At 44.5% G+C, this 26,317-nt stretch carries 25 protein-coding genes; 15 read left to right on the top strand and 10 right to left on the bottom strand.

Features of this window, described 5'->3' with window-relative positions:
• Nucleotides 1-38 precede the first annotated feature (38 nt).
• From G4D73_RS09745 to G4D73_RS09695, 11 genes are all read left to right on the top strand, one after another.
• A complete protein-coding gene (locus G4D73_RS09745) occupies nt 39-1,478 on the top strand; it encodes a capsule assembly Wzi family protein (protein ID WP_213686649.1) in 1,440 nt (479 codons plus the stop codon).
• Nucleotides 1,479-1,711: 233 nt separating this feature from the next.
• A complete protein-coding gene (locus tag G4D73_RS09740; RefSeq protein WP_213686648.1) occupies nt 1,712-2,416 on the top strand; it encodes an FKBP-type peptidyl-prolyl cis-trans isomerase in 705 nt (234 codons plus the stop codon).
• Between the two features lie 48 nt (nt 2,417-2,464).
• Nucleotides 2,465-3,154 carry an FKBP-type peptidyl-prolyl cis-trans isomerase gene (locus G4D73_RS09735; RefSeq protein WP_213686647.1) on the top strand — a complete coding sequence of 230 codons (690 nt, stop codon included), beginning with the start codon at nt 2,465-2,467 and terminating at the stop codon, nt 3,152-3,154.
• 163 nt (nt 3,155-3,317) lie between these two features.
• Nucleotides 3,318-4,052: a dienelactone hydrolase family protein gene (locus G4D73_RS09730; RefSeq protein WP_213686646.1), complete on the top strand. Its 735-nt coding sequence runs from the start codon at nt 3,318-3,320 to the stop codon at nt 4,050-4,052.
• A 93-nt stretch (nt 4,053-4,145) separates the two neighbouring features.
• On the top strand, nt 4,146-4,505 hold the full coding sequence (locus G4D73_RS09725) for an HIT family protein (RefSeq protein ID WP_213687741.1): 360 nt from the start codon (nt 4,146-4,148) through the stop codon (nt 4,503-4,505).
• Nucleotides 4,506-4,664: 159 nt separating this feature from the next.
• Nucleotides 4,665-5,693 (top strand): A/G-specific adenine glycosylase, encoded by a 1,029-nt coding sequence (gene mutY, locus G4D73_RS09720; RefSeq protein ID WP_416232264.1) that lies wholly within the window; start codon nt 4,665-4,667, stop codon nt 5,691-5,693.
• A 69-nt stretch (nt 5,694-5,762) separates the two neighbouring features.
• Nucleotides 5,763-6,305 carry a M23 family metallopeptidase gene (locus G4D73_RS09715; RefSeq protein ID WP_213686644.1) on the top strand — a complete coding sequence of 181 codons (543 nt, stop codon included), beginning with the start codon at nt 5,763-5,765 and terminating at the stop codon, nt 6,303-6,305.
• 15 nt (nt 6,306-6,320) lie between these two features.
• A complete protein-coding gene (locus tag G4D73_RS09710) occupies nt 6,321-6,566 on the top strand; it encodes a hypothetical protein (protein WP_213686643.1) in 246 nt (81 codons plus the stop codon).
• A gap of 24 nt (nt 6,567-6,590) precedes the next feature.
• Complete coding sequence (locus G4D73_RS09705) at nt 6,591-7,187, top strand: DNA-3-methyladenine glycosylase I (protein ID WP_213686642.1); 597 nt, start codon at nt 6,591-6,593, stop codon at nt 7,185-7,187.
• The gene (gene ahr, locus G4D73_RS09700; protein WP_213686641.1) at nt 7,177-8,205 is read left to right on the top strand and encodes an NADPH-dependent aldehyde reductase Ahr; all 1,029 of its coding nucleotides are present in this window, start codon (nt 7,177-7,179) and stop codon (nt 8,203-8,205) included. The genes G4D73_RS09705 and ahr overlap by 11 nt, the downstream gene beginning before the upstream one ends.
• A 515-nt stretch (nt 8,206-8,720) precedes the next feature.
• Nucleotides 8,721-9,788, top strand: a complete 1,068-nt coding sequence (locus G4D73_RS09695; RefSeq protein ID WP_191113015.1) for an RNA-guided endonuclease InsQ/TnpB family protein — start codon at nt 8,721-8,723, stop codon at nt 9,786-9,788.
• Nucleotides 9,789-9,793: 5 nt separating this feature from the next.
• Here the strand turns inward: G4D73_RS09695 and G4D73_RS09690 are convergent, their stop codons facing one another.
• The 6 genes from G4D73_RS09690 to dnaJ all read right to left on the bottom strand — a co-directional run bounded on the left by G4D73_RS09690 (nt 9,794) and on the right by dnaJ (nt 14,457).
• Nucleotides 9,794-10,438, bottom strand: coding sequence for an START domain-containing protein (locus G4D73_RS09690; RefSeq protein ID WP_213686640.1), 645 nt, complete (start codon nt 10,436-10,438; stop codon nt 9,794-9,796).
• Nucleotides 10,439-10,494: 56 nt separating this feature from the next.
• Nucleotides 10,495-11,316 carry a 4-hydroxy-tetrahydrodipicolinate reductase gene (dapB, locus tag G4D73_RS09685; protein ID WP_005245461.1) on the bottom strand — a complete coding sequence of 274 codons (822 nt, stop codon included), beginning with the start codon at nt 11,314-11,316 and terminating at the stop codon, nt 10,495-10,497.
• Between the two features lie 601 nt (nt 11,317-11,917).
• Complete coding sequence (locus G4D73_RS09680; RefSeq protein WP_004280859.1) at nt 11,918-12,115, bottom strand: hypothetical protein; 198 nt, start codon at nt 12,113-12,115, stop codon at nt 11,918-11,920.
• A gap of 69 nt (nt 12,116-12,184) precedes the next feature.
• Nucleotides 12,185-12,412 (bottom strand): hypothetical protein, encoded by a 228-nt coding sequence (locus G4D73_RS09675; protein WP_004280858.1) that lies wholly within the window; start codon nt 12,410-12,412, stop codon nt 12,185-12,187.
• A gap of 109 nt (nt 12,413-12,521) precedes the next feature.
• Nucleotides 12,522-12,737 (bottom strand): cold-shock protein, encoded by a 216-nt coding sequence (locus G4D73_RS09670; RefSeq protein ID WP_005105001.1) that lies wholly within the window; start codon nt 12,735-12,737, stop codon nt 12,522-12,524.
• Between the two features lie 601 nt (nt 12,738-13,338).
• Nucleotides 13,339-14,457, bottom strand: coding sequence for a molecular chaperone DnaJ (gene dnaJ, locus G4D73_RS09665; RefSeq protein WP_005104999.1), 1,119 nt, complete (start codon nt 14,455-14,457; stop codon nt 13,339-13,341).
• A 212-nt stretch (nt 14,458-14,669) separates the two neighbouring features.
• Between dnaJ and G4D73_RS09660 the strand changes: the two genes are divergently transcribed.
• Nucleotides 14,670-15,731: an RNA-guided endonuclease InsQ/TnpB family protein gene (locus tag G4D73_RS09660; protein WP_155861640.1), complete on the top strand. Its 1,062-nt coding sequence runs from the start codon at nt 14,670-14,672 to the stop codon at nt 15,729-15,731.
• Nucleotides 15,732-15,753: 22 nt separating this feature from the next.
• Here G4D73_RS09660 and G4D73_RS09655 read toward each other — a convergent pair whose 3' ends face one another.
• From G4D73_RS09655 to G4D73_RS09645, 3 genes are all read right to left on the bottom strand, one after another.
• A complete protein-coding gene (locus G4D73_RS09655) occupies nt 15,754-16,131 on the bottom strand; it encodes a hypothetical protein (RefSeq protein ID WP_213686639.1) in 378 nt (125 codons plus the stop codon).
• A 141-nt stretch (nt 16,132-16,272) separates the two neighbouring features.
• Nucleotides 16,273-19,398, bottom strand: coding sequence for an efflux RND transporter permease subunit (locus tag G4D73_RS09650; protein ID WP_213686638.1), 3,126 nt, complete (start codon nt 19,396-19,398; stop codon nt 16,273-16,275).
• Nucleotides 19,399-19,400: 2 nt separating this feature from the next.
• Nucleotides 19,401-20,504, bottom strand: coding sequence for an efflux RND transporter periplasmic adaptor subunit (locus G4D73_RS09645; protein ID WP_213686637.1), 1,104 nt, complete (start codon nt 20,502-20,504; stop codon nt 19,401-19,403).
• 148 nt (nt 20,505-20,652) lie between these two features.
• Between G4D73_RS09645 and G4D73_RS09640 the strand changes: the two genes are divergently transcribed.
• From G4D73_RS09640 to G4D73_RS09630, 3 genes are all read left to right on the top strand, one after another.
• Entirely contained in the window at nt 20,653-21,276 is a 624-nt protein-coding gene (locus tag G4D73_RS09640; protein ID WP_213686636.1) for a TetR/AcrR family transcriptional regulator, read from the top strand.
• Between the two features lie 149 nt (nt 21,277-21,425).
• Complete coding sequence (gene ppc / locus G4D73_RS09635) at nt 21,426-24,110, top strand: phosphoenolpyruvate carboxylase (RefSeq protein WP_213686635.1); 2,685 nt, start codon at nt 21,426-21,428, stop codon at nt 24,108-24,110.
• A gap of 306 nt (nt 24,111-24,416) precedes the next feature.
• Nucleotides 24,417-25,712 carry a solute carrier family 23 protein gene (locus G4D73_RS09630; RefSeq protein WP_004647682.1) on the top strand — a complete coding sequence of 432 codons (1,296 nt, stop codon included), beginning with the start codon at nt 24,417-24,419 and terminating at the stop codon, nt 25,710-25,712.
• 266 nt (nt 25,713-25,978) lie between these two features.
• Here G4D73_RS09630 and G4D73_RS09625 read toward each other — a convergent pair whose 3' ends face one another.
• On the bottom strand, nt 25,979-26,158 hold the full coding sequence (locus tag G4D73_RS09625) for a hypothetical protein (RefSeq protein WP_004647684.1): 180 nt from the start codon (nt 26,156-26,158) through the stop codon (nt 25,979-25,981).
• Between the last annotated feature and the right edge of the window lie 159 nt (nt 26,159-26,317).

Raw genomic sequence — 26,317 nt, 5'->3', positions numbered from 1 at the left:
TCGTGGTTACAGTTTAAAACTCCTGAGAATCTACAAGAATGTTTAAATCAAAAACACTGCTCGCCAGCTTGGCATTAAGCTCCTCACTCACCTTTGCCCAAGGCATCGTTTTAAATGAGCAAAACCTGCGTACCGATTTAAACTGGTTAAATCAGCAAGGTGTGATTCAAATCAGCACTTCGACCTGGCCAATGAGTGGTGATGAAATTCAACGCGCCCTTTCTCAGGCAAAAATCAGCAATAGTAATCAACAAAAAGTCATTGATTCAGTCATAACTCACTTAAATACCAACAACCAGTTACTCAAAGCCTCCTTGTTTGCTGAGACAGATCAAAAAAATATTCCTCAAGCCTTTGGCGATCAGCAAAAAGCGCAATACCAGGCGGGTGTAGAGTTGAATACAGGCAATCAGAATTGGGATGCCAGACTTCGTATCAATGCAGAAAAAGATCCCCAGATTGATAATGATCAAGATGTGAATATTGAAGGGTCTTACCTTGCAGGTAAATTATGGAATCAATGGCTGATTGCTGGACAAATTCCGACCTACTGGGGACCTGGTCATGATGGCAGCTTAATTCGGGGTGATGCCAGTCGTCCTGTGTATGGTGTGACCATGCAGCGTGCCGAACAGCATGCTTTTGCAAGCAAATGGCTATCTTGGATTGGACCTTGGCAATATCAAGCCTTTGCCGGACAACTGGATGACTACGATGCTGTACCTGATGCCAAACTGATTGGCTTACGTGTCACCGCACAACCTTTACCCTATTTGGAGCTGGGTGCATCGCGTGCTATGCAATGGGGTGGTGGTGACCGTTCAGAAAGTCTGTCTACACTCTGGAATGCTATAAAAGGCAATGATAACTTTGATAACAGTGATGATGATAAGTCTAACCAAATTGCCGGTTTTGATGCACGGTTAAGCTTACAATCACTGGTGCAAGTACCAATGGATATCTATGCGCAATATATCGGTGAAGACGAAGCAGGTGGCTTACCGGCCAAAAAAATGTATTTGGCTGGAGTCGATTATTCTTCTAGTTATAATAATATGCCTTTCCAGCTGTATACTGAATGGACAGATACCCGTAGTAATGGTAGTGCTGATGGTATTTCATATAACCACCATGTTTATACCGATGGTTTTTATCAGCATGGTTACCCATTAGCACATGCGATGGGTAGTGATGGTCAAATGGTTTCTGTGGGTGGTGATATTCGTTTCGATCGCCTCAATCGTGTTAATGCTCGAGTGCTGTTTGCCAAGTTGAATGAGTCTAACCGAACTACTAATTTAGCTTTTCCAGCGCAGGATGAATTAAAAGCTGTTGATGTGAGCTGGACCCATTATTTACGCCCAGATATTCCACTGAAACTAAATGGCTGGATCAGTGATTCAGACTTACGTGGTAATGATGGTGGTGCATCGATTGGAATTGAATTTCCTTTAGAAAAAAGCTTGTTTTCTTACTAAGCTCTTTGCAAAATACAATTTCGGTTAGAGCAATCTTTGTTCCTAGACATTCTCGAACAATGATTAAAATCTGAAAAATAAAAAAACCAGCTATTGCTGGTTTTTTTATCTCTTTAAACTTCAACATAATTGCGGTGTCCGCTTGCTAAAAAACCACCCATTCTGCAAGATTTCTCAAAATTTTCTGCTAAGATGGAATGAACCTCAACGATAACATTAGATTGGAATAATACATGAGTAAGGCCTTACCGATTGCTGTCGCTGTTCTTTTAGGCGGTGCCGCGCTAGTACCTGTTTACTATGCAACTCAAAACCCAGCTGCTCAAACCACAAAAGCATCTAAAGATGCCTCTGCTGTTTCAAAAATTAGCTATGCACTCGGTTATGAAGTCGCTCATCAAACTCCACCTGAGCTGGATATTAACAGCTTTGTGACAGGCGTTCGAGAAGGCCATGCCCGTACTGCTCCTGCTTATACTGAAGAAGAATTACAAGCAGCTTATGAGCAGTTCCAAAAAGAAATGCAGCAGAAGCAAGTCGACAGTGCCAAGCAGGCTCAAACCTCAAGTGATACTTTTCTGGTTGAAAATGCAAAAAAACCAGGGGTAAAAACTACAGCATCTGGTTTGCAATATTTAGTGACCAAAGAAGGTACAGGCAAACAGCCTGCAGCAACTTCAATTGTAAAAGTACATTACACAGGGAAATTAGTTGATGGTACGGTGTTTGACAGTTCGGTTGAACGTGGCGAGCCGATTGAGTTCCCACTCAATCAGGTAATTCCAGGCTGGACCGAAGGTCTGCAACTGATGAAAGCAGGCGGTAAAGCAACCCTGTATATCCCATCTAAACTCAGTTATGGTGAACAGGGCGTGCCAGGTACGATTCCTCCACACAGTACTTTGATTTTTGATGTGGAACTCATCGAAGTAAAATAATCCACAAAAAGGAGAGCAACGCGCTCTCCTTTATTTTGAGAATGAATCATGAAAATACAAATAAGTTTGATGGTTTTACTGCTGAGTTCTGGCAGTCTGTTTGCCAAAGAAGTCACCAATAAAAGCTCTGAGGCTGAACAGGTCGGCTACAGCTTTGGTTATCTGATGGGAAAAAGTAATGCAGATTCCTTACAAGGCATTGATCTGGATGCCTTCAGCGCCGGTTTAAAAGCTGCAGCCGCGGGGAAACAGGCGACTTTAAGTGAAGAAGACATGGCGCGGGTCTTGACCCAGTTTAAGCGTCAGGCTGAAGCCAAAGAGCTGATTACCCTGAAAAAGCAGGCGGATGAAAATGCCAAGATTGGTCAGGATTTTCTGGCTGAAAATGCAAAAAAACCGGGTATAAAAACCACAAAATCAGGTTTGCAATATCAGATTCTTCAGGAAGGTAAAGGTAAATCGCCGAGCGCAAACAGTAATGTCCGCGTACATTATGAAGGCCGTTTGATCGATGGTACGGTTTTTGACAGCTCGATTGCCCGTAATCAACCCGTGGTATTTCGTACCACCCAAGTCATTACCGGCTGGACCGAAGGTTTACAGCTGATGAAAGAAGGTGCCAAATATCGTTTCTTCATTCCGGCCGAACTGGCCTATGGACAAATTGGGTCAGGGGATGTGATTGAACCGAATAGTACTTTAATTTTTGATGTGGAATTACTGGAAATTATTAAATAATAAGTACTATTTTTCCTGCTATAAAATCAGAGAGGTTCAATATGCACCTCTCTTTTTTTTGGGCTTAAACATCAGGGAATCACATGTTTTCATGTCACATTCCGATCAGTTTTGCTATGTTATATTTTATTTAAGTGATTCAACAACAACAGAGGACGTCAGCATGGCAGCAATCAAGACTCGCGAAATTCATTATACTGCGCAGGATGGCAGCCCATTAATTGGTTATTTTGCCGCCCCAGAAACAGATACCCCTGTTGCCGGTGTACTGGTCGCACCCGAATGGTGGGGTCGGAATGAATATACCGAACAGCGCGCCCGTGAACTTGCAGAACATGGCTATGCGGCCTTGGCCATGGACATGTATGGGGATAAAAAAGTCACGACCAATTCTGATCAGGCTCATCAGTGGATGATGCAGACTTTTGAAGATCCTGACACTATCGTTAACCGTGCAACAGCAGCCTTGAATGCCCTGGCAGCACAGGATGAAGTCAATGCTGATAAGCTTGCAGCGATTGGTTTCTGCTACGGCGGCAAAGTCGTATTGGATCTGGCCCGTTCTAATGCACCTTTAAAAGTGGTGGCGACTTTCCATGCCAACCTGTCTCCGAAAGCACCGGCTCAGGAAGGTCAGGTACAGGCGGAAATCCTGGTGCTACATGGTGAACTGGACAGCATGGTGACCTTGGATGATGTGGCCGGTTTCCGTGAGGAAATGCATGCAGCCAAAGTCGAGCATGAAGTGATTGTTTTTGAAAATGCCAAACATGGCTTTAGCAACCCGCTTGCGGATGAACGGGCCAAAGCCAATGGTGTGGATCTTGGTTACAATGCAGAAGCGGAACAAAAAGGCCTGGCAGCAATGTATGCCTTGCTAGACCGCCATTTGGCATAAATAGAAACAACTATCCGGCTTGTTCACAGGCTGAATTTTTAGATACTTCATGAAGAAAAGAAAGATAAATCCTACCAGAGGAGAATGTGTATGATGGCTGAAACCAACTGCCCCTACTGTAATTTTGACGAATATGATGTCATTGCCAAAAATGATTATGGTGTGGTGTTGCCTGACCCAAATTCATTGTCCGAAGGTCATTGTGTGATCATTCCATTGCGGCATGTGGCCTCATTTTTTGAAGTGACCGACAAAGAACGTAAAAGTTTGATGTCTTTACTGGAACAGGCACGTAATGAACTACAATTACGCTACCAGCCTGCCGGTTTTCATGTCGGCTTTATTGATGGTGAAGTTTTTCAGGAAAAGGTAGAACATCTGCATATTCATATTATTCCGCGTTATGCAGGCAAAACCTTAAAGCTGGATGAGCGCTGGGGAATTAACGATTAACCGGATTCTTTATCAAAAATAAATGCTCTACGGAGCGTTTATTTTTTAAAATCACTCTCCTGTCCAAATAAATGAGCAGCTATTTTTATCCTACTTTTCACATTCCCACCCTGCTGATTCCGCTATACTAGCTGCTGCTTATTCGGTTGCTAGGTGTTCATGTTTGTATTTTCAGATGCCCTGTTGGAATGGTTTGATGTGCATGGTCGTCACGACTTGCCCTGGCAGGTGACCGATGATCCCTATAAAGTCTGGGTCTCTGAAATCATGTTGCAGCAAACCCAGGTCAAAACTGTACTGCAATATTTTGAGCAATTTATCCAGCGTTTTCCAACTGTTCAGGACTTGGGTCAAGCCTCATGGGATGAGGTCGCACCCTACTGGGCAGGTCTGGGCTATTATGCCCGCGCCCGCAATCTGCATAAAGCTGCTGGCATCGTGACGGCACAGCAGCAGTTTCCTCAAACCCTGGAAGAATGGATGGCCTTGCCCGGCATTGGGCGTTCTACTGCTGGTGCCCTGATGTCACTCGGTTTACGTCAATATGGCGTAATCATGGATGGCAATGTCAAACGGGTATTGTCACGTTTCTTTGCTATTGAAGATGATCTGTCCAAACAGGTGCATGAGCGTGCCTTATGGCAACTGGCGGAACAGCTCTGTCCTATCGAGCGCAATCATGACTATACCCAGGCAATTATGGATCTGGGCGCGACCGTATGTACCCCGAAAAAGCCTTTGTGTCTGTATTGTCCGATGCAGCAGCATTGCAAGGCTCATCAGCAAGGACTGGAAAATGAATTGCCTTTCAAGAAGGTCAAAAAACCGGTTCCGGTACGCTCTGCTCAGGTCTTGCTAATCCAGTCCGGTACAGACTGGCTTTGGCAACAACGTCCCAATAGCGGTCTTTGGGGCGGTCTCTGGTGTCTGCCGATTATTGAAAATGAACATGAATTGGAACAGCGATGCCAACAGCTGAGCCTTAAAAATATCGTCAAAAAGACCCAGATTAGCCACAGTTTTACCCATTTTACCTGGCACCTTGAAGCGATTGTTTTTGCTGTAGATCAAGATCAGCAGGAACATCTGGCGATTGAACTGCAAGGCTGCTGGATGAGTCCGCAAACAGCAACCGAGGCCGGCATTCCGACTGCCATGAAAAAATTGATCACTAGCGTAAATCTGTGACATAGTCTGAATAAAGCAAAATATCGATTAGCTCAACATGAGCATTGCCAATATTTAAGGATGAATAAAGTGCGCCAATACCTTGCTTTGACGTGGATCGCTTTGATTGCTGTGCTGCTGGCTGCCTGTAGCAGTACACCGAAAAAATCCCCTGCTGTACAGCTCAATCCTATGCTCGTGCAAAAACTGAAAAGTATGCGAGTGCCGTCCTCTCTACCAATCCCGGTGGCACGCGTACAGGCACGTGAATTAACAGATACTTGGGGAGCTTCACGCAGTCACGGACGTCTGCATGAAGGTATTGATATCATGGCTCCACGTGGAACCAAAATTTTTAGCGTGACTGAGGGCCTGATTGCAGATTTACGTAACAACAATTTGGGTGGTAAAGTAGTCTGGATTCTGGGTCCGGGCGGCTCCTGGCATTATTATGCACATCTGGATGGCCATAAACGTGGCTTAAAAGTCGGCGACTATGTCAAAAAAGGTCAACTGATCGGTTATGTCGGCAATAGCGGCAATGCCCGGCATACTGCTCCCCATCTGCATTATGGAATCTATTTACAGGGCAAGGGCCGCGGTGTGGTCAACCCTTATCCCTATTTACGTTAATTTTAGGATATTTACATGTCAGAAGCGTTGATCAATCGTCTGGTGGAATTTGCTGAATCAGGCAATCAACAAAAAATTGTATTGAATGGTCAAACTTACCAGGGCTGGGTGATGGAAATTACCGAGGATGCGATTCTGATCAGTACCGGTTATGCTGACAAGGCCGGTAAAGATATGTGGATTCAATTTAGCGTTCTGGATCAGGCTGAACTGTCGTACTGGGATAATCAGCAAGATCAATGGACTGTTTTTAAATTATAAAACCATAAAAATAAGGAGCATCACATGACTGTGCAACGCTGTGGCTGGTGCTCCGATGATCCACTGTATATCGCCTACCATGATCAGGAATGGGGACAGGCCCTGCTGGATGAAAATCGCCTGTTTGAAATGCTGTGTCTGGAAGGACAGCAGGCCGGTCTGGCCTGGATTACCGTTCTCAGAAAACGTGAAGCTTATCGTGAACATTTTTTTCAATATTCGATTGAGTCTATCGCCTCACTTACAGATCAACAACTCCAAATAAAACTTGAAGATGCTAGCCTGATACGGCATCGCGGCAAGCTCAATGCCATTCGGGAGAATGCCCAAGCTTGGCTGAAGCTTCGACAGCAAGAGATTAATCTGGTGGAATGGCTCTGGTCTTTTGCCCAGCAACCGCGAATGAATAATGATGTTGTGGATTATCGGCAAGCACCCGCTCAAACCATTGAGAGCCAGAAGATGTCTAAAGCCCTTAAACAGGCCGGTTTTAAATTTGTCGGACCCACCATTTGCTATGCTTTTATGCAGGCCGTTGGTATGGTTGATGACCATGAAAATCATTGTGACTTTAAAACAATATCCTCGCATTTAAAAAGAGCTGAACATTATGTCGAATAATATTATTCAAGCTTATGCTACCATATCCGCAGGTGCGGAACTCGAACCTTATCAATTTGATGCCGGAGAACTGCAGCCGCATCAGGTCGAAGTGAAAGTAGAATACTGTGGTCTCTGTCATTCTGATATTTCAGTGATCAATAATGACTGGGGTTCTTCAGTGTATCCGGTCGTAGCAGGACATGAGATTATCGGTACCATTACACATCTGGGTGCAGAAGCCAAAGGCCTGAAAGTTGGTCAACGGGTGGGTATCGGCTGGACGGCAGAAAGTTGCCAATATTGCGATCCTTGTATTTCAGGCCAGCAAGTGCTGTGTACTGGCGGTCAGGTGGCGACCATTGTCGGACATGCCGGTGGTTTTGCCGACAAAGTGCGTGCCGGATGGCAATGGGTCATTCCCCTACCCGAAGATCTTGATCCTGAAAGTGCCGGACCCCTGCTCTGTGGCGGGATTACCGTCTTTGATCCGATCCTGAAACATCAGATTCAGGCCATTCATCATGTGGGCGTAATTGGCATTGGCGGTTTAGGACATATGGCCATCAAGCTGCTGAAAGCCTGGGGCTGTGAAATTACTGCCTTCACCTCGAACCTGGATAAAACTGATGAACTGAAAGCCATGGGCGCTGACCATGTAGTGAACAGTCGTGATGTCGCTGCATTAAAAGCCCAGCGTGGCAAGTTTGATTTATTACTGAGTACTGTCAATGTCACCTTGAACTGGCAGGCTTATCTGGCAACTTTGGCACCGAATGGCACTGTGCATATGCTGGGTTTACCACTTGAGCCGATGCAGATTCCGGCTGGCATGCTGATTGGTGGAGCCAAGTCAGTTACCGGTTCACCGACAGGTTCGCCGGCGGCATTACGTCAGTTACTCCAATTTGCTGCACGTAAAAATATTGCTCCGCAAATTGAAGTCTTCCCGATGTCACAACTGAACCAGGCGATTGAACATCTGCATTCTGGCAAAGCCCGTTACCGGATTGTACTTAAAGCAGATTTTACAGCTTAAATCCTGCCTATTTTTAGCTGTTAAAAAGACCCAGCAATTGGGTAATGCCAGTCAGTTAAGAAATTGACTGGCATTTTCTTTTTTAAATTCAGGATTATATTTAATAGGTGGGAAAGTCATCCGCAACTGTTCGAGGCAGGACTACATTAAAAAATGATTGTTTCTGCGACAAATTTACTAATGGATGCTGGCTGACGAGTTTTGTGGGGAGGACTATTGCTCTGCAAGATGCCTTCCTGGCGAAGCTCCGCTTATCATTTGAGCGAAACCAAAGTAACAAATGATATTGCAAATATTTGATTTAAAAAGTTAAAAATTTCTCTTGAACAACTGAAAAGTTAAAGAAACTATTTCTAAATTCCTTAACTGATCAGCATTACAGCAATTGGGTCTTTTTTATCAAATGGAGCGTAAAATGCTGTCTTTCAGGTCAGAGATATAAGAGACACGACATGAAATGTCGTTTAATTTTTAAGAATCAATAATTTTAATTTAACATGAGCTAATATAAGCCTATGAAAACACTTAAATTACGCATAAAAGACAAACATTGCAAGGTGCTAAATCAGTTAGCATCCGAGGTGAACTTTGTCTGGAATTATGTGAATGATTTAAGTTTCAAACACCTTACAAGAACAGGTGACTTTTTCTCAGCATTTGATATGACTAAATACACAAAAGGAACTTCAAAACTGTGTGGTTTGCATAGTCAAACAGTACAAGGGATAACAGAAGAATATGTTAATAAAAGAAGACAGCACAAGAAAGCAAAGCTGAAATGGCGTGTAAGTAATAAGAAGTCGGCAAGACGTTCACTTGGTTGGATACCATTTAAAAAAGTAGCGATTAAATATGCTGATGGATATGTGCAATATGGCAAGTATCACTTCAAACTGTGGGATAGCTACGGTATAAGTAAATACAGCGTTAGAACAGGCTCATTCGTTGAGGATAGTCGTGGGCGCTGGTACGTGTGCCTTGTTGTCGATTCACCCAAGCAAGACAAACCAACTGTAACTCAAGCGATTGGTATTGATCTTGGTCTAAAAGACATTGCTACCTGTTCAGATGGTACGGTCATTTCAAATCCCAAGTTCTATCAAAAATACGAGCAGAAATTAGGGATTGCTCAAAGAGCAAAAAATAAAAAACGTGTACGTGCATTTCACGCCAAGATTGCGAATTGTCGAAAAGACCATTTGCACAAAGCAAGCACCATGCTTGTGAAAGAAAATGCATTGATTATTGTTGGTGATCTGAGTGCCAAGAAACTTGTAAAAACCAAAATGGCAAAATCGGTTTTAGATACAGGGTTTTCAGCACTTAAAACAATGCTCAAGTATAAATGCGAGAACGCAGGGGTATTGTTTGAAGAAGTGAGTGAGAGGTTCACAACCCAAATCTGTTCGTGCTGTGGTGAGATCACCGCAAGCAGTCCGAAAGGTAGAGCAGATTTGCGAATAAGAGTATGGGAATGTGAATGCGGTAGTTTAAATCAACGTGATTTAAATTCTGCTAAGAACATACTTGCGCTTGGGCATAAGCGTCTAGCAGTAGGAATCACCTCCGTTTTAGGGATGTGAGGATGTCAATGCAGGGCTTCAGGCAAGACCGCAATAGGTGAAGGCTTGGCCAGCTCGGTCTTCATTTTCTGCAGCATCTGATAAGGTTGTTGTTGCACGAACAAATTCACAAAGGTCAAAGGAATCGAACCTTCCGGATTGGCATAACCATAGGTTGAAACCTTGACCTTATTATTGGCCAGTTTCTGAAAAGTCCAGTCGCCCTGATAATCGGTTAAACGCACATAATCCGGGTTTAAAGGATAACCACTTTGGATGGCTTTATTCTTGATGGTGATCTGGCCATTGGCTTCCTTGATCATCTTGCCCTGCACAATCAGGTCACGGTCTTTTAAGGGAAATGGAAAATCCAGCACCATATACAGGGTAAAGTCACCTTTTTTATCATCACGGGACAGGATCTTGATGCTATCCATATAGGGAACCCACTGTACTGCATGCTCAACATTCAAAATGAGGGACACGGCATTTTCAAGCGGTGCAGTATAGGTCGTTTCAGCTTTATAGAGAAAAACCGGGTTTTGTTCATTCTGGTAGGTCCAGACCTTGATATTGTTTTTATGAATACTGAGTTTAGGCGTCCCGACAGGCTTGGCCTGCGCAATGGCACCAAGCGCCACTGCACAGAGCAGGAAAATCATTTTTTGCATTTTTTATTCGTCTTATTTTAGTTTTAGATTTTTTTATAAATGATTTTGACTCGGTTTTAAACCTGAATATCGTTAAAACCGAGCACGTCCTTCATATCATATTTACGCGCTTCACGGCCTACGACCCAAGCCGCAGCACGTACAGCACCAGAAGCAAAGTTCATGCGATTGGTGGCTTTATGGGTAATTTCCACACGTTCCCCATCGGCAATAAACATCGCGGTATGTTCACCGACAATATCGCCACCACGAATGGTCTGGAAGCCAATGCTCTTACGCTCACGCGGACCGGTATGACCTTCACGGCAATATATCGCATCTTCTTTCAGGTCACGACCCAAAGTTTCCGCAATCGCCTCACCCCACATCAAAGCTGTACCCGATGGCGCATCTACTTTATGACGGTGATGTGCTTCAATCACTTCGATATCAACCGTATCACCAAAAACTTTAGAGGCCAGTTCAAGCAGTTTGATCGAGACGTTCACACCCACTGAATAGTTTGCTGCATAAACTACAGGAGTTTCTGTCGCAGATTGATCGAGATAGGCTTTTTGCTCGTCATTCATACCCGTCGTACCAATCACGATGGCAACACCGGCTTCACGGCAGATTTTCAGATGATTGACGGTCGCTGCTGGCGCAGTGAAATCAATCACGACATCACAGTCTTTGACTACATCGGTAAGGCTACCCACGACCTTAACACCTGTTGCGCCAATTCCGGCAAGTTCGCCAGCATCTGCGCCTAATAGTGTACTTTCAGGGCGTTCTACCGCAGCCGCCAATTGATAACCTGCTTCATGCACAGCCTGAATAAGGATACGCCCCATACGACCGCCTGCACCCAAGATCCCAATGCGTGGTGTAGCTGACATAACATAGTCCTGATGTTGATCCAAAATTGCTCTTACTATAGCAAAACTGCGGAATAACACTAAGATGCATTGCATAAAAATCAATGAAAATACTCAAAGAGCGAAATCACTGATATTGATAAGAGTTTTAATCAAGCTTAAGAAGTTAGGCTATCACTTCCGTCAAAGCTATACGATATACATCAACTTGACTCGTCATATAGTTTTTAGCAATTGCTCATATAACTTGAATAAGCTTATTCATAATTTTATCGCTATGATTTTGAAATGATTTACTGAGATTACTGATTTTTGAAGTTAAACAGACGACTTGCCAATACAGTTTTTCCTGTTTAGGCTCGCCATTATTAAGTCAGCTCAAAATCTTGATGATTTAAATCTCAGTTAGATTAACGGGATTCTTATGCAAGACTTTTACTAAATTTTAATTATGAATATCTACTTTTGAATTGATGAGTAGATAGGATTTTAAGTCTTATTGAGACTAAAAGGACTCAATTTTGCCTTATACAAAAATCAGTCCTTAGATTGAGCAAATTAATTCTCTAGCTCTTCGGGAACTTATTAAAAATAATAATACCTAAAGCAAAATTTGCCTGGTCTATACAATTTTGAAAATTTTTCCACTTAAGGTACTTTGAAAGCACATTTCAAAACTGGGACGAATATCTTCACCATCTACAGTGATATGTTTTATATTGGAATGAGATTGTGTTTTAGAAAAATGATGATCGACTGTTGCTTGAATAGCGTGTTGAGCCCCAAACTGATCCTTTACACTAATACTTTGTTTAAGCATATCTATACCTTTAATAATAGTTAAAGTGGCAAAATATCCACTAAAAATTGATGTTTCTGAATTTTATCTTTAAATAACTTTATGATTTAGCTTAAATAATTGATTTATAGAAGTATAGAATGTACGACCATCTAAGTTTAAATCTACCTCAACTCCAGATGAAAGAAGAACTCTTTTACCCACTTCAATTCTTTTTAAACCCTGACGTGTATTTTGCATTTTATTGAGAGGAATTAACGAAACAATAATTTCAGTACCATTTTTAGATTTTGCAATTAAATCATTTATTTTTAACAACTTGAATCCTGTTTTTCTAAAGATTTTTCCAATTTGGAAAATAACTTAAAATTAAATTTGAACGATAAAAAAGCACTTATTAAGTGCTTTTTTTACTGTTTATTCTTGCTTAGATAGCAACAATATTTACAGCATTCGGTCCTTTTTGACCTTGAGCTACACTGAATTCAACCAGCTGGCCTTCAAGCAAGGTTTTAAAACCTGAACTCGCAATTTCACTGAAATGAGCAAAAACATCTGGACCTGATTCTTGTTGAATAAAACCAAAACCTTTAGTTTCGTTGAACCACTTTACAGTACCTTTAACAACATTTGAGTTTGACATAATATATCCCTAATAATTTTTAATAATTTTTTAGTCATTTTATAGACTGATTATAACTTTGAAATAATAAAGAATGAGACTTAAAATCTGAAAAAAAACGAAGGATTATGACTAAAACTACGATACTTAAAGAAGATTTACCGAAACAAGACTTTTTTCTAGTTAAGTTAACTATACACGAAAAATTTAATTAATCAAGTTTTCTTATATATATATTTATTTTATTTATTAAAAAGTAAAATTTATAATTATTTCAATAAGATTAAGCTTTCATTGTCATGATAACAAAATAAGAGTAATCTGCTGTACTGGTAAATTTGATAAGTAATGAATGCGATTATATAGCTCTGTAATAACAATATTGGCCTTTTTAATTTCGGGAATGATGCTTTTTTTCTCACTTACAAAATATCTATCACCCTCCAAATTTGGACTCATACTTTCTATTTAGATAGTCAAATATAAAAACAGAAACCGCTTTTTAGGCGGTTTTTATGTTTAAGCGAGACTTATCAAACAATAAATAGCATCTTCTAATCTAGAGTATCTTATCTACATAATAAAAAAGGACGCCTCAGCGTTCTTTTTTACTTTCACTCAATTAATCAAACAAACGATCAAAGAATGATTTTTTCTTTGGTGATGATTTGCTATCTTCACCATCCATGGTTTCTTGCAGTTCTTTTAACAGTTCACGTTGACGTGCACTTAAATTCACTGGAGTTTCTACCACAATACGGCACAGCAAGTCACCTTGCATGCTGGTACGTACCGGTTTAACACCCTTACCACGTAAACGGAACAGTTTACCTGTTTGCGTACCTTCAGGAATTTTCAGACTAACACGGCCATCCAGCGTAGGAATCTGAACTTCCTTACCTAAGGCTGCATCAGCAATTGATACCGGCACATCCATATACAGGTCAGCGCCATCACGCTGGAAGATTTCATGCTCACGCACCACCACTTCTACGTACAAGTCACCTGACTGACCATCACGGATTGCTTCACCCTTACCGGTCAAGCGAACGCGGTCCCCATTATCCACACCCGCAGGAATAGTGACTTCCAGAGTTTGCTGACGATCCGACACACCTGAACCATGACATTTATTACATGGGTTCTTGATGATCTTGCCCTGACCGCGACAGGTGCTACAGGTTTGCTGTACCGAGAAGAAACCTTGCTGCATACGCACTTGACCGGCACCATGACAGGTACGGCAGGTTTCCACATCATTTGGATTTTTTGAACCCTTACCATCACAGGCATCACACGGTGCCGGTGCAGTAAAGGTAATAGTTTTCTTGACGCCTTTGACCGCTTCTTCCAGGGTCAGTTCCATCACATAGCGTAAGTCAGAACCACGGCGCGCGCGTTGCTGGCCACGACCACCACCGCCGCCGAAAGCACCACCGAAAATATCACCGAACTGGCTGAAAATATCTTCTGCGCTGAAACCACCGCCGAAGCCGCCACCGCCGCCCATACCACCTTCAAAGGCCTGATGGCCCATACGGTCGTACATGCTGCGCTTTTCACCATCAGAGAGCACTTCATAGGCTTCTGCTGCTTCTTTGAATTTCTCTTCAGCTTCAGCATTGTCCGGGTTACGGTCTGGATGATATTTCATCGCCAACTTACGGTAGGCTTTTTTGATTTCATCATCACTAGCGGTTTTAGCGACGCCCAAAACCTCATAATAATCACGTTTAGCCATGTCTGGCGATGCTCCTCACGGAATTTGTTTAATATTCAACTGAGGTCTGAAATTGGGGTCAAACCGAGTTTTACAAGGGGAAATATGAAAAAATTATCAAATGGAGCGTAAAACGCTGTCCTTCAGGGCAGAGATATAAGCGATACGACATGAAATGTCGTTGGTTTTTTTTAAATCAACACCTTTAATTTATTATGAGCTAATATAAGCCCATGAAAACACTTAAATTACGAATAAAAGACAAACATTGCAAGGTGCTAGGTCAATTAGCATCTGAGGTAAACTTTGTCTGGAATTATGTGAATGATTTAGGGTTCAAACATTTAAAAAGAAAAGGTGAATTTCTATCGGCTTACGATGTAGCGAAATACACGAAAGGCGCATCTAAAGAATGTAGCCTACATAGTCAAACCATTCAGGCTGTGACAGAAGAATTAGTAACAAGACGCAAGCAATTCAAAAAAGCAAAGCTAAAATGGCGTGTAAGTAACAAGAAATCAGCAAGGCGCTCTCTTGGTTGGATACCCTTTAAAAAGGTTGCCGTTAAATATTCCGATGGCTTAATTCAATATGGAAAAAACAAGTTCGGCATGTGGGATAGCTATGGCCTAAGCAAATACACTGTAAGAACAGGTGCGTTTGTTGAGGATAGTCGTGGGCGTTGGTATGTATGCCTTGTTGTAGATTTACCTAAGCAAGAGAAGCCTAAAGCGACTAAAGCAATTGGTATTGATCTAGGCTTAAAGGATATTGCTACCTGTTCTGATGGTACGGTCATTTCAAATCCCAAGTTCTACCGTAAATATGAGCAGAAATTGGGTATTGCTCAAAGAGCAAGAAATAAGAAGCGTGTTCGTGCATTACATGCCAAGATTGCAAACCGTCGTAAAGACCGTTTGCACAAAGCAAGCACTATGCTTGTTCGAAATAATGCACTGATTGTTGTAGGTAGCTTAAGCGCTAAAAAGCTTGTAAAAACTAAAATGGCAAAATCGGTTTTAGATACAGGGTTTTCAAAACTCAAAACAATGCTCAAGTATAAATGCGAGAACGCAAGTGTATTGTTTGAAGAAGTCAATGAAGCCTATACCACCCAGATCTGCTCGTGCTGTAAGCGAATATCAAGCAGTAGTCCGAAAGGTAGGGTTGATCTTGGAATAAGAGAATGGACATGCCAGAACTGCGGTACAGTCTGGCAGCGGGATTTGAATTCCGCCCTGAACATACTTGCGCTTGGGCATAAGCGTCTCGCAGGAGGAATCCTCTTGCTTTAGCTGGGGGAGGATGTCAAACGCTTTAGAACACAGCTTTATTTTGAGAGAATTTATAGATACCTTTAAACCAGGCATTGATCAGGAAAATAAAGGCAATAAAGCTGAAAATCACCCCGGTCACCACACAGGCTTTGACCCATAATTGGCTGTCCCAGGCAAAGAAAAACAGGGGAATAAACCACAATGCAGCGAAGAGCGCCAAAATGGTATAAATCACGATATTACGCATGATCCACAGTGCCTGTGCCTGTAACCAGACTTCAGCATAATCAACCTGGGTGACTTTACGTGCGAACCAGTAAGCAAATACCCCGCTAAATACGGTAAATAAGGCCAAAAACATGAAGACATAGGCCACGGCTACGGAACGTCGCATCTTGGTTAATGTCACTGGAGTCATGTCTGGTTCAACCTCATTACTGCCCTGGCAGTAAGGCCAAAACAGCAATTTTTTATTTTTTGAATTATAAAAATCTCAGGTGCTACTATATTGAAAATTTCAAAATTTCGCACCTGAAATTATGACAATTTTAAACAGAATTTAAACTTTTTTCACTTTAAACCACTGTGCATATAGTGCAGGCAGGAAAAACAGGGTCAACAGGGTTGCCACAATCAAACCACCCATAATAGCCACTGCCATCGGCCCGAAAAAAATACTGCGGGACAAGGGAATCATGGCCAGAACTGCAGCCAGTGCGGTCAATACGATCGGACGACAACGGCGTACTGTGGCATTGATGATGGCATCCCACTGCGACTCTCCGGCCTGAATATCCTGCTCAATCTGGTCAATCAGAATGAGCGAATTGCGCATGATCATTCCGGATAAGGCAATCGTTCCGAGCATCGCAACAAAACCGAAAGGTTTATTGAAAATTAACAGGAATAACACCACTCCGATAATGCCTAAAGGTGCAGTCAGGAACACAATAAAGGCCCTTGAGATGCTCTTGAGCTGAATCATCAGCAGGGTCATGACGACTGCGAGGAATAAAGGCATGCCGGCATTCACCGAGTTCTGTCCACGAGCCGATTCTTCAACTGTACCCCCCACTTGCAGCAGATAGCCATTCGGCAGCTCTGCCCGGATTTTTTCCAGTGGCTCTTTGAGTTCATTGACCACAGTAGCGGGCTGCAGTTTGCTACGAATATCGGCACGCACGGTAATGGTCGGTAAACGATTCCGATGCCAGATCAGGCCTTCTTCAAAGCTGTATTCAATTTTGGCAAGCTGCGCCAAAGGTACTGATGTTCCAGTTGCGGTTGGCACGGCCAAACTGCTTACAGACTCCACCTCCACCCGTTCAGCCTGCGCACCACGTAAACGGATTTCAATCAGTTCACGTTTTTCCCGATACTGATCAATGCCGGCCCCCAAAATCGAGCTGTTGAGTACATTGGCCAGTTCACTGCTGCTCACCCCAAGCTGACGGGCACGATCCTGATCAATTTGCAATTTGATGACTTTGCTCGGCTCACCCCAGTCCAGATGTACATTGGTGGTATTCGGATTATCGCCCACGGTTGCGGCGACTTTCTGCGCCCATTCACGAACCAGTCCCAGATCTTCACCAGAGACCCGGAACTGCAATGGATAACCGACTGGAGGGCCATTTTCCAGCAGGGACACCCGGGTACGGACTTCCGGTAATAACAGCCGAATCTGGTCACTCAAGGATTGACGGATTTCGTTACGATCTTCCAAAGAGGATGCCAGCACCACAAACTGGGCAAAACTGGTTTGCGGCAGCTGCTGATCCAGCGGTAAATAGAAACGCGGCGATCCCATCCCGACATAAGCCACATAGTTATCAATACCCTCTTGTTTCGATAAAAAGGCTTCGACTTTTTTTACTGCAGCTTCAGTGGCTTTCAGTGATGCACCTTCTTCAAGTTTGAGATCCACCAGAATTTCAGCTCGATTTGAAGGTGGAAAAAACTGCTGCGGCACCAGCTTAAACATTAAAATAGACATAATAAAAATTCCGACCGTGGCAGCAATAACAGTTTTACGATAGGTCACACAGGCATTGACCCAACGACGAAAACCCTGATAAAACCGGGTTTGATAAGGGTCATAATGTTCGCCGGCATGATGCACAATCGGCTGAGGTTCCGGCTGTTTGCGCAGACGTGCCCAGAGACGCTGATACCAAGGCGCTTTTTGAATTAAATCTTTGTTGAAATCCGGCAGAAGTTTATCGCCTAAGTATGGAACAAACAGTACCGCGGCAATCCAGGACACCAGCAATGCGAGGGTTACCACCTGGAAAATCGAACGGGTATATTCCCCAGTACTCGAGGCCGCAGTGGCAATCGGCAGGAAACCGGCAGCGGTAATCAGGGTCCCGGTCAGCATCGGAAAAGCCGTGGTGCGCCAGGCATGCCCGGCCGCCTGCAAACGGCTATACCCCTGCTCCATTTTAATCGCCATCATTTCAATCGCGATAATGGCATCATCGACTAGCAGGCCAAGTGCCAGAATCAGCGCCCCCAGGGAAATTTTATGTAGTCCGACATCAAACAGTTGCATACCGGCAAAGGTCATGGCCAGCACCAGCGGAATGGAAAATGCCACCACCAGACCGGTCCGGAAACCGAGCGAGAAAAAACTGACCAGCAATACGATAATCACCGCTTCTGCCAGCACTTTCATAAATTCGTTAATACTGCGTTTGACCGCCACCGGCTGGTCAGAGACTTTTTGCAGCTCCATGCCGAGTGGCAGGGCTTTTTGCAGGCGGGCGAATTCCTGTTCCAGATTTTTACCCAAGGCAATGATATCCCCACCCTTGCGCATAGACACAGCAATGCCAATGCCGTTTTCGCCCATGAAGCGCATCCGTGGTTGTGCCGGATCACTAAAGCCTCGATAGACTTCTGCGACATCTCCCAGCTGAATGGTTTTACCATTGACCAGCAGCGGCATCTGTCTTAATTCTTCAACACTGTTTAATGCGCCACTGACCCGCACCTGAATCCGGTCTGAGCCAGTTTCAAAAAAACCGGACTGGGTGGTGGCATTTTGCTGCTGCAGGGCTTGCTGAATCGCCATGACTGGAACGCCCAGCTGAATGGCCTTGGTATTGGAAATCTCAATCCAGATTTTTTGGTCTTGCAGGCCAATCAGCTCAACTTTGGCAACATCTTTGACCCGTTGCAGTTGCAGCTGTAAGCGGTCGGCGTATTCCTTGAGGGTCGCATAGTCAAAATCTTTACCCTTGAGCACATAAATATTGCCAAAGGTATCGCCGAATTCATCATTAAAGAACGGACCTTGTACCCCTTGTGGCAATTCATGCCGGATATCGCCCACCTTCTTGCGCACGTTATACCAGACATCAGCGACATCTTTCGAAGCCAGGGAGTCCTTGGCAACAAAAGTCACCATAGATTCACCCGGACGCGAATAGGCCATGATACGGTCATACTGTCCCGTGGTCATCAGTTCCTTTTCAATCCGGTCAGTGACCTGTAGGGATACTTCTTTGGCACTGGCACCCGGCCAATAGGTCTGGATCACCATGACTTTAAAGGTAAAAGGTGGATCTTCACTTTGTGACAATTTGGAGTAAGAGACGATGCCGATCAGACCCAGCAGGATCATGAAATACAGCACCAGACCTTTATTTTTTAAGGCCCATTCCGACAGGTTAAAGTTCATGCTTAACTCCCTGCCTGAATGGTCACACGACGGTTTTCACGATCAATCGGATTGATTTTTTGCTGGTTACGCAGCAGATGTACGCCGCCAATCACCACATAGTCTTCCGGCTTGAGGCCACTGAGTACAGGAACACTGTCCCGGCCATAGGCACCGAGCTGGACCGGGACTTTACGTAAGGTATGATCCGGCTGGACCACCATGACATAAGCCTGCTGATCCGTTGCCGAGACACTGGATAGCGGCACACTAAGTATATTATCGCGGCTGTGCTGAAAAAATACCCGGGCACTTTGTCCCAGCTGGATCTGGCCATTGCCTTCACGTAAGGAAACTTTAACTCGGAAGGTACGCGACTGGTCCGCTGCCGGTGAAATCTCGCGAACAAAAGCGGCAAATTTTTCTTCAGGTTTGGACCATAATGTCACTGTAGCTGCCTGTCCAACCTTGATCTCCGAAATAGCTTGTTCCGGTACCCCAATCACTACTTCACGCTCACCGGCAATCGCCAGTTCATACGCCGCCTGCCCGGCAGCAACCACCTGACCTGTTTCTATATTGCGTGCCGTGATTACGCCATTTTTGGTGGCAATCAGCTGGTTATAAGCAGTCTGGTTTTTAGCGGTATCATAATTGGATTGTGCCTGCTTCAGATTTGACAGGGCGGTCTTGTATTGATTTTCGATCGCGTCATATTGTGAGCGGCTCACGGCATTGGATGGCAATAACTGCTTGAAACGTTGTAACTCATCCTGAGCAATCTTAGTGGCAGACTGCGCGCTTTCCAGCTGGGCACGTGCTGCATTCAGCTGCAGCTGAGCATCTTTGACATCCAGAGTTGCCAAGACTTGCCCGACTTTGACCTGGTCACCCACATCGGCGAAGCGCTGGGTCACCTGTCCAGCGACCCGAAATGCCAGCGCCGTTTGCTGGCGTGCCTGCACATCACCGGCATAACTTTTTAATTCATGCTGTGAAGTAGTGGGTGTGGCCACCATGACAAAGGGAACTTCCTGTTCTGCTGCGGCAGTATCTTTGCTGCAGCCGCTTAAGGTCATGCTGCAAAGCACCACCATGCCAGCCAATACGCTGTAAATCCTGCTCATCTTATTCGCTCTTATCTGATCGTCTTTTTTAGGGCAAACTATGCTGATATATTGAATTGCTTGTTTTTTAATTAATATACCACCCGGTACACTAATTACAACTCAAGCTTCAAAGCAATGACCGTGTTGACTTTTTTTGGAAGAAATTGTGCAAATACCTGTAGGACGACCCAAGGATCTGGAAAAGCGTCAGCGCATACTCAGCGTGGCCAAAGCGCTATTTTTAGCGCATGGCTATCATGCCTCCAGCATGAACCAGATTGCACGTGAGGCAGGTGTAACCAAGCTGACGGTGTATAATCATTTTCAGGACAAGGCGACCCTGTTTAGCTGTGCGATTGAGGATACCTGTGAAACCATTCTGCATGAACATCCTCAGCTCTTGCAGCCGAGCAGTAACTTTGCGCAGGAGTTTTATCAGGCCTGTCAGCGTGCTTTAAATATTATTAACCTGCCTGAAGCGATCAAGCTGGACCTGCTAGTGATGGAACTGGCCTCGCAGCAAAGTCCTCTGGCAGAACAGTTTTATCAGGCCTCGCATAGCAAACTGGATGCAGTCTGGAATGATTTTTTTAGCTTAGCCCAGCAGTACCGCTTTATTCAGGTCGATCTTCCAGAAAAACAGACCGAGCTGATCGTGTCCCTGCTGACCGGAACCCGTCATCAGAAAATCCTGCTGGGTCTCAGCCCTCCCCCTTCAAGCGCAGAACAGCAACAGATCATTAGCGAGGCCATTGAACTGTTTATGCTGAAATATGCCCTGCCGGATTAACTCCTTTCCTTCGGACTGATCGCCGATCACCGTATGTGGCCTAAAAGTTGCTAAAAAATCAGCCAATGCTCTGCAACTTTTGTCTCTAGGGGACTTGGATTGTCATGCAGTCGCGGTATAGTCAAAGCATGCATGTGAGGGAATAAAAAATGATTCAACAGATTGATGCACCACTACGCGAAGACGTACGCTTACTGGGTAATTTGCTTGGGGAAACCTTAAAATTACATGCCGGGCAGGATTTGTTTAATCAGATCGAGCAGATCCGAGCCCTGTCCAAAGGCGCTCGCGATGGACAGCTTGAAGCAGAAAAACAACTGGAACAACTGTTTTTGAGCCTGGAAGATGCCGAAATCCTGCCGCTGACCCGCGCCTTTACCCACTTTTTAAACTTTGCCAATATTGCCGAACAATATCATGTGGTACGTCGTCGCCGTCAGAGCGAGTTTGATGACACTGCAGAATCGCCCAATCCTCTGGTGCCTTTATTTGAAAAATTTAAACAGCAGGAAATTTCTGCCGATACGCTGTATCAGCAAATCTGTGAACTGAAAATTGAACTGGTCCTGACCGCGCATCCCACAGAAGTCAGCCGCCGTACCCTGATTCAAAAATATGACGGCATCAATAATGCCCTGTCCAAATTCGACCAGCAGAAACTGACTCCACGTGAACGTCAGGCAGTCCTGGCCGATCTGAAACAGCTGATCAGCTCTGCCTGGCAAACCGATGAAATCCGTCAGCATCGCCCGACTCCGATCGATGAAGCCAAATGGGGCTTTACCACTATTGAACAGACCCTGTGGAATGCGGTCCCGAAATTTATCCGCGAACTAAATGGCATGGTGCAAGCGCAATGTGGCCAGAACCTGCCCTTAGATGTCGCACCAGTACGTTTTGCCTCCTGGATGGGTGGTGACCGCGATGGCAACCCGAATGTCACCCACACCGTCACTCAGGAAGTACTGTGGCTGTCGCGATGGAAAGCAGCCGATCTCTATGTACGTGATATTGAAAACCTGCGCTGGGAACTGTCCATTCAGCAATGCAGTCCAGAAATTTCCGAAGCTTTGGGCCAGCCCCATCCTGAACCCTATCGTGAATATTTACGTGACACCCGTACCCGCCTGAAAGCGACGCGGCACTGGCTGGCAGAAAAATTAAAAGGCAATGATGCCGATGACAGTCTGGTGATTAAAAGTAAAGACGAACTTTTACAGCCACTCCTGACCTGCTACCGCTCACTGATGGACTGCAATCTGGCCGAAATTGCCAATGGCAGCCTGCTGGACTTTATTTACCGGGTCAACAGCTTTGGGATCGAACTGCTAAAACTGGATATCCGCCAGGAATCCGGCCGTCACCGTCAGGCGATTTCAGCCATTACTGAATATTTGGGACTGGGGAATTTTGAAACCTGGACCGAACAGGCCCGTCAAAACTTTTTACTGCAGGAATTGCAAAGCAAGCGTCCGTTACTGCCGAAACATCTAAATGAACCGGCCGGCAGCCTGATTGAACATCCGGATGTACAGGAAGTCTTTGCCACCATGCGCACACTGGCCGAACAGCCGAGCGAGTCTCTGGGTGCCTATATTATTTCCATGGCAGAATATCCAAGTGATGTCTTGGCGGTACTGCTTTTACAAAAAGAAGCCGGCATCGAGCACGCCTTACGGGTGGTTCCCCTGTTTGAAACCTTGAAAGATCTGGATGGTGCAGCCGCAACCATGTCGACCCTGTTCAATATGCACTGGTACAAACAGCATATTCAGGGCAAACATGAGGTCATGATTGGCTATTCGGATTCTGCCAAGGATGCCGGTTTTATGTCGGCCAACTGGGCTCAGTATCGTGCCCAGGAAGAACTGACCGCAGTTGCCCAGCAACATGGCGTGCAATTGACCCTGTTTCATGGTCGTGGCGGTTCGATCAGCCGTGGTGGTGCGCCCACCCAGCAAGCCTTGTTCTCTCAGCCACCAGGTTCTATTTCCGGTGCGATCCGGGTGACTGAACAGGGCGAAATGATCCGCTTTAAATTCGGGTTGGAAGAAATTGCGCTGCAGAATCTGGAAATTTATACCGCTGCGACTTTAGAAGCGACGCTACTGCCGCCACCCGAACCAAAACAGGAATGGCGCGACCTGATGCATCAAATGACCGAACTGTCTGTTCAGGTCTATCGCCAGACCGTACGGGAAAATCCGCATTTTGTAAAATACCTGCGTACTGTTACCCCGGAGCTTGAACTGCAGATGCTGCCGCTGGGTTCACGGCCGGCCAAACGTAAGGTGAGTGGCGGGATTGAATCCTTGCGTGCCATTCCCTGGGTATTTGCCTGGACCCAGATTCGCCTGATGTTGCCAGCCTGGCTCGGTACCGGTGCTGCATTAAATGCGGTACTGGATCAGGGACAACGCACGGTACTGGATGAGATGCTGGCAGAGTGGCCGTATTTTCAGACCCTGATTGATATGCTGGAAATGGTACTGTCCAAAGCCGATGCCAATGTGGCGCTATATTATGAATCGCATTTGACTCAGGATGAAGATCTTAAAGTTCTGGGAACAGAACTGCGTCAGCGTTTGCAGGATGCTGTACAAACCCTGTTGAGCTTAAAAGGCGAATCGAAACTCCTGAGCAGTAACGGTGTACTGGATCAGTCGATGAAAGTACGTAAACCCTATTTGTTACCACTGCACTTACTGCAAGCTGAACTGATGAAACGTCGCCGTTTATATCTGGAACAGCAGCAGGCTGAAAATACCCCGGTCGATCATGCCTTAATGGTCAGCATTGCCGGCATTGCAGCCGGTTTACGTAATACCGGCTGATTTTTCGCCCTCGCATTCAAAGCACATCCTGGTGATGTGCTTTTTTTGTACATGAATTGGCCAAAACCACTCACTGCATCGTATTTTTTATAACTAAAATAACAAATCTTTATGAGTGAATTTTAAGCATAGCTATATGATTAATCCACTGATTTAACGCTACTTTTATATTAAAAATATTTACCAATTGATAAAAAATAAATAAAAGTCAATGAATTAACTTGAACAAAAAGTTGAAAGGAGTGATTAAAACTTCCAAAAAACCGGAGTATGATGTGCACAATTTATCTTTTGAGTGCTCATTTTATGTCCAGTTGGTTTCCCAAATGGCGCCCGTATGAGGGCAGTATCGATGCACGACCAGTAGGTACCGCAGAGTATTTGCCACCCGCACAAACGGTAGTTTTGGGTGTACAGCATGCCTTTGCCATGTTTGGCGCAACCGTACTGGCACCTTTTTTAATGGGCTTTGATCCAAACCTGGCAATTTTAATGTCAGGGATCTGTACCATCCTGTTCTTTTTAATCACCGGTGGCCGGGTTCCAAGTTATCTAGGTTCAAGCTTTGCCTTTATTGGTGTGGTCATCGCAGCAACTGGTTATGCGGGTGGTGGCGGACTGAATCCGAATATTGGCGTTGCAGCAGGCGGGATTATCGCATGTGGCATCTTCTATGCGCTGATGGGCTTTCTGGTCATGGCGACGGGCACCCGCTGGATCGAAAAGCTGATGCCACCGGTGGTGACCGGTGCCGTGGTGATGATCATTGGCCTGAACCTTGCTCCAGTCACGGTTAAAAGCGTCATGGGCAACACCTTTAATATGTGGATGTCTCTCGTTACCGTGATGTGCATGGGCTCGATTGCCGTCTTTACCAAAGGCCTGCTGCAACGCCTGCTATTATTGGTCGGTCTGTTACTGGCCTATCTGATCTATTTCATGCTCAGCAATGTCATGGGTTATGGCACTGCGATTAATTTCCTGCCAATCCAGCAAGCAGCCTGGTTCGGTTTACCGACCTTCCATGCACCGACCTTTGAAGTCAATGCCATGCTGATCATCGCACCAGTTGCCTTGATTCTGGTGGCAGAAAATCTGGGCCATATTAAAGCCGTAGGCGCGATGACCGGTGAAAACCTGGATCCGCATATTGGTAAAGCCTTTGTAGCAGATGGTATTGCAACCACTTTAGCCGGTGGTGTGGGTGCGCCGGGTATGACCACCTATGGTGAAAACATTGGTGTAATGGCCGTGACACGGGTTTACTCGACCATCATCTTTGCAGTCGCGGGTGTCTTTGCTGTGTTCCTGGGTTTATCGCCTAAGTTTGGTGCGGTGATTCATACTATTCCAACGGCGATTCTGACCGGTGCTTCGATTATAGTCTTTGGTTTGATTACTATTGCTGGTGCCAAAATCTGGATTGAGAACAAGGTCGATTTTTCGCAGAACAAGAACCTGATGGTGGCTGCGGTGACCATTATTTTAGGTACGGGTGATTTTGCCCTGACTTTTGGTAGCTTCAATCTAGGTGGTATTGGTACGGCAACGTTTGCAGCCCTGTTCTTAAACTGGTTCTTCAGTCTGGTCGATAAAAAATAAAATTCAGCGATGACTGGGCACAGCCTGTTGCAAGCAAAAAGACCGAACATATATGTTCGGTCTTTTTTGTAGCCTAAAACAGTCTGTCTAGAATGAACTGTTTTAAGTGACTGGCAATTGATTCGCGTTGGCTTATTTCTGTTTTTTAAGCGCTTGCTTCAGTTGCTTCAATTTGCCTTTATGTTTTGAAATCTTTTTCAAACGTGCTTTGATTTCTTGCTTTAAAGATTTAACTTGCTTAGCCATGGTATTACTCCCTAGTAAGGCTATTCGTTAGGCTTGTGTTGTTTCACAAAACCACGAATAAATTTTCTTAATTCACGAGCAGCACTAGTATCCAGTTCTTCGCAGAGACGAATAAATTCATCACGCTCCGTACTCTGAATACGAATTAAAAGTTGTCCATCTTTCTTGCCTGTCTTTATTTTTTTGATTTTCTCGCTCATTGCTTATCTCTCCAAAATAAAGACTGCTTTGCAAAAGATGTATATACAATATATATACTTTTTAAATTAAATCAAACTTACATTGTAAAAATATTTAATAAAATCAATTTATTTTTTTTACCATAATTTCTATAAAACCATGCAAAGCCCGTCCAGGCA

This window comes from Acinetobacter sp. WY4 (assembly GCF_018438165.1).
Lineage (GTDB): Bacteria > Pseudomonadota > Gammaproteobacteria > Pseudomonadales > Moraxellaceae > Acinetobacter.
The sequence above is the reverse complement of the archived record's forward strand: the minus strand, read 5'-3'. Positions and strand labels throughout refer to the sequence as shown.

Coding starts and splice junctions, on each gene's coding strand:
- G4D73_RS09745 (WP_213686649.1), top strand. CDS start 39: ATGTTTAAATCAAAAACACTGCTCGCCAGCTTGGCATTAAGCTCCTCA.
- G4D73_RS09740 (WP_213686648.1), top strand. CDS start 1,712: ATGAGTAAGGCCTTACCGATTGCTGTCGCTGTTCTTTTAGGCGGTGCC.
- G4D73_RS09735 (WP_213686647.1), top strand. CDS start 2,465: ATGAAAATACAAATAAGTTTGATGGTTTTACTGCTGAGTTCTGGCAGT.
- G4D73_RS09730 (WP_213686646.1), top strand. CDS start 3,318: ATGGCAGCAATCAAGACTCGCGAAATTCATTATACTGCGCAGGATGGC.
- G4D73_RS09725 (WP_213687741.1), top strand. CDS start 4,146: ATGGCTGAAACCAACTGCCCCTACTGTAATTTTGACGAATATGATGTC.
- mutY (WP_416232264.1), top strand. CDS start 4,665: ATGTTTGTATTTTCAGATGCCCTGTTGGAATGGTTTGATGTGCATGGT.
- G4D73_RS09710 (WP_213686643.1), top strand. CDS start 6,321: ATGTCAGAAGCGTTGATCAATCGTCTGGTGGAATTTGCTGAATCAGGC.
- G4D73_RS09705 (WP_213686642.1), top strand. CDS start 6,591: ATGACTGTGCAACGCTGTGGCTGGTGCTCCGATGATCCACTGTATATC.
- ahr (WP_213686641.1), top strand. CDS start 7,177: ATGTCGAATAATATTATTCAAGCTTATGCTACCATATCCGCAGGTGCG.
- G4D73_RS09695 (WP_191113015.1), top strand. CDS start 8,721: ATGAAAACACTTAAATTACGCATAAAAGACAAACATTGCAAGGTGCTA.
- G4D73_RS09690 (WP_213686640.1), bottom strand. CDS start 10,438: ATGCAAAAAATGATTTTCCTGCTCTGTGCAGTGGCGCTTGGTGCCATT.
- dapB (WP_005245461.1), bottom strand. CDS start 11,316: ATGTCAGCTACACCACGCATTGGGATCTTGGGTGCAGGCGGTCGTATG.
- G4D73_RS09680 (WP_004280859.1), bottom strand. CDS start 12,115: ATGCTTAAACAAAGTATTAGTGTAAAGGATCAGTTTGGGGCTCAACAC.
- G4D73_RS09670 (WP_005105001.1), bottom strand. CDS start 12,737: ATGTCAAACTCAAATGTTGTTAAAGGTACTGTAAAGTGGTTCAACGAA.
- dnaJ (WP_005104999.1), bottom strand. CDS start 14,457: ATGGCTAAACGTGATTATTATGAGGTTTTGGGCGTCGCTAAAACCGCT.
- G4D73_RS09660 (WP_155861640.1), top strand. CDS start 14,670: ATGAAAACACTTAAATTACGAATAAAAGACAAACATTGCAAGGTGCTA.
- G4D73_RS09655 (WP_213686639.1), bottom strand. CDS start 16,131: ATGACTCCAGTGACATTAACCAAGATGCGACGTTCCGTAGCCGTGGCC.
- G4D73_RS09650 (WP_213686638.1), bottom strand. CDS start 19,398: ATGAACTTTAACCTGTCGGAATGGGCCTTAAAAAATAAAGGTCTGGTG.
- G4D73_RS09645 (WP_213686637.1), bottom strand. CDS start 20,504: ATGAGCAGGATTTACAGCGTATTGGCTGGCATGGTGGTGCTTTGCAGC.
- ppc (WP_213686635.1), top strand. CDS start 21,426: ATGATTCAACAGATTGATGCACCACTACGCGAAGACGTACGCTTACTG.
- G4D73_RS09630 (WP_004647682.1), top strand. CDS start 24,417: ATGTCCAGTTGGTTTCCCAAATGGCGCCCGTATGAGGGCAGTATCGAT.
- G4D73_RS09625 (WP_004647684.1), bottom strand. CDS start 26,158: ATGAGCGAGAAAATCAAAAAAATAAAGACAGGCAAGAAAGATGGACAA.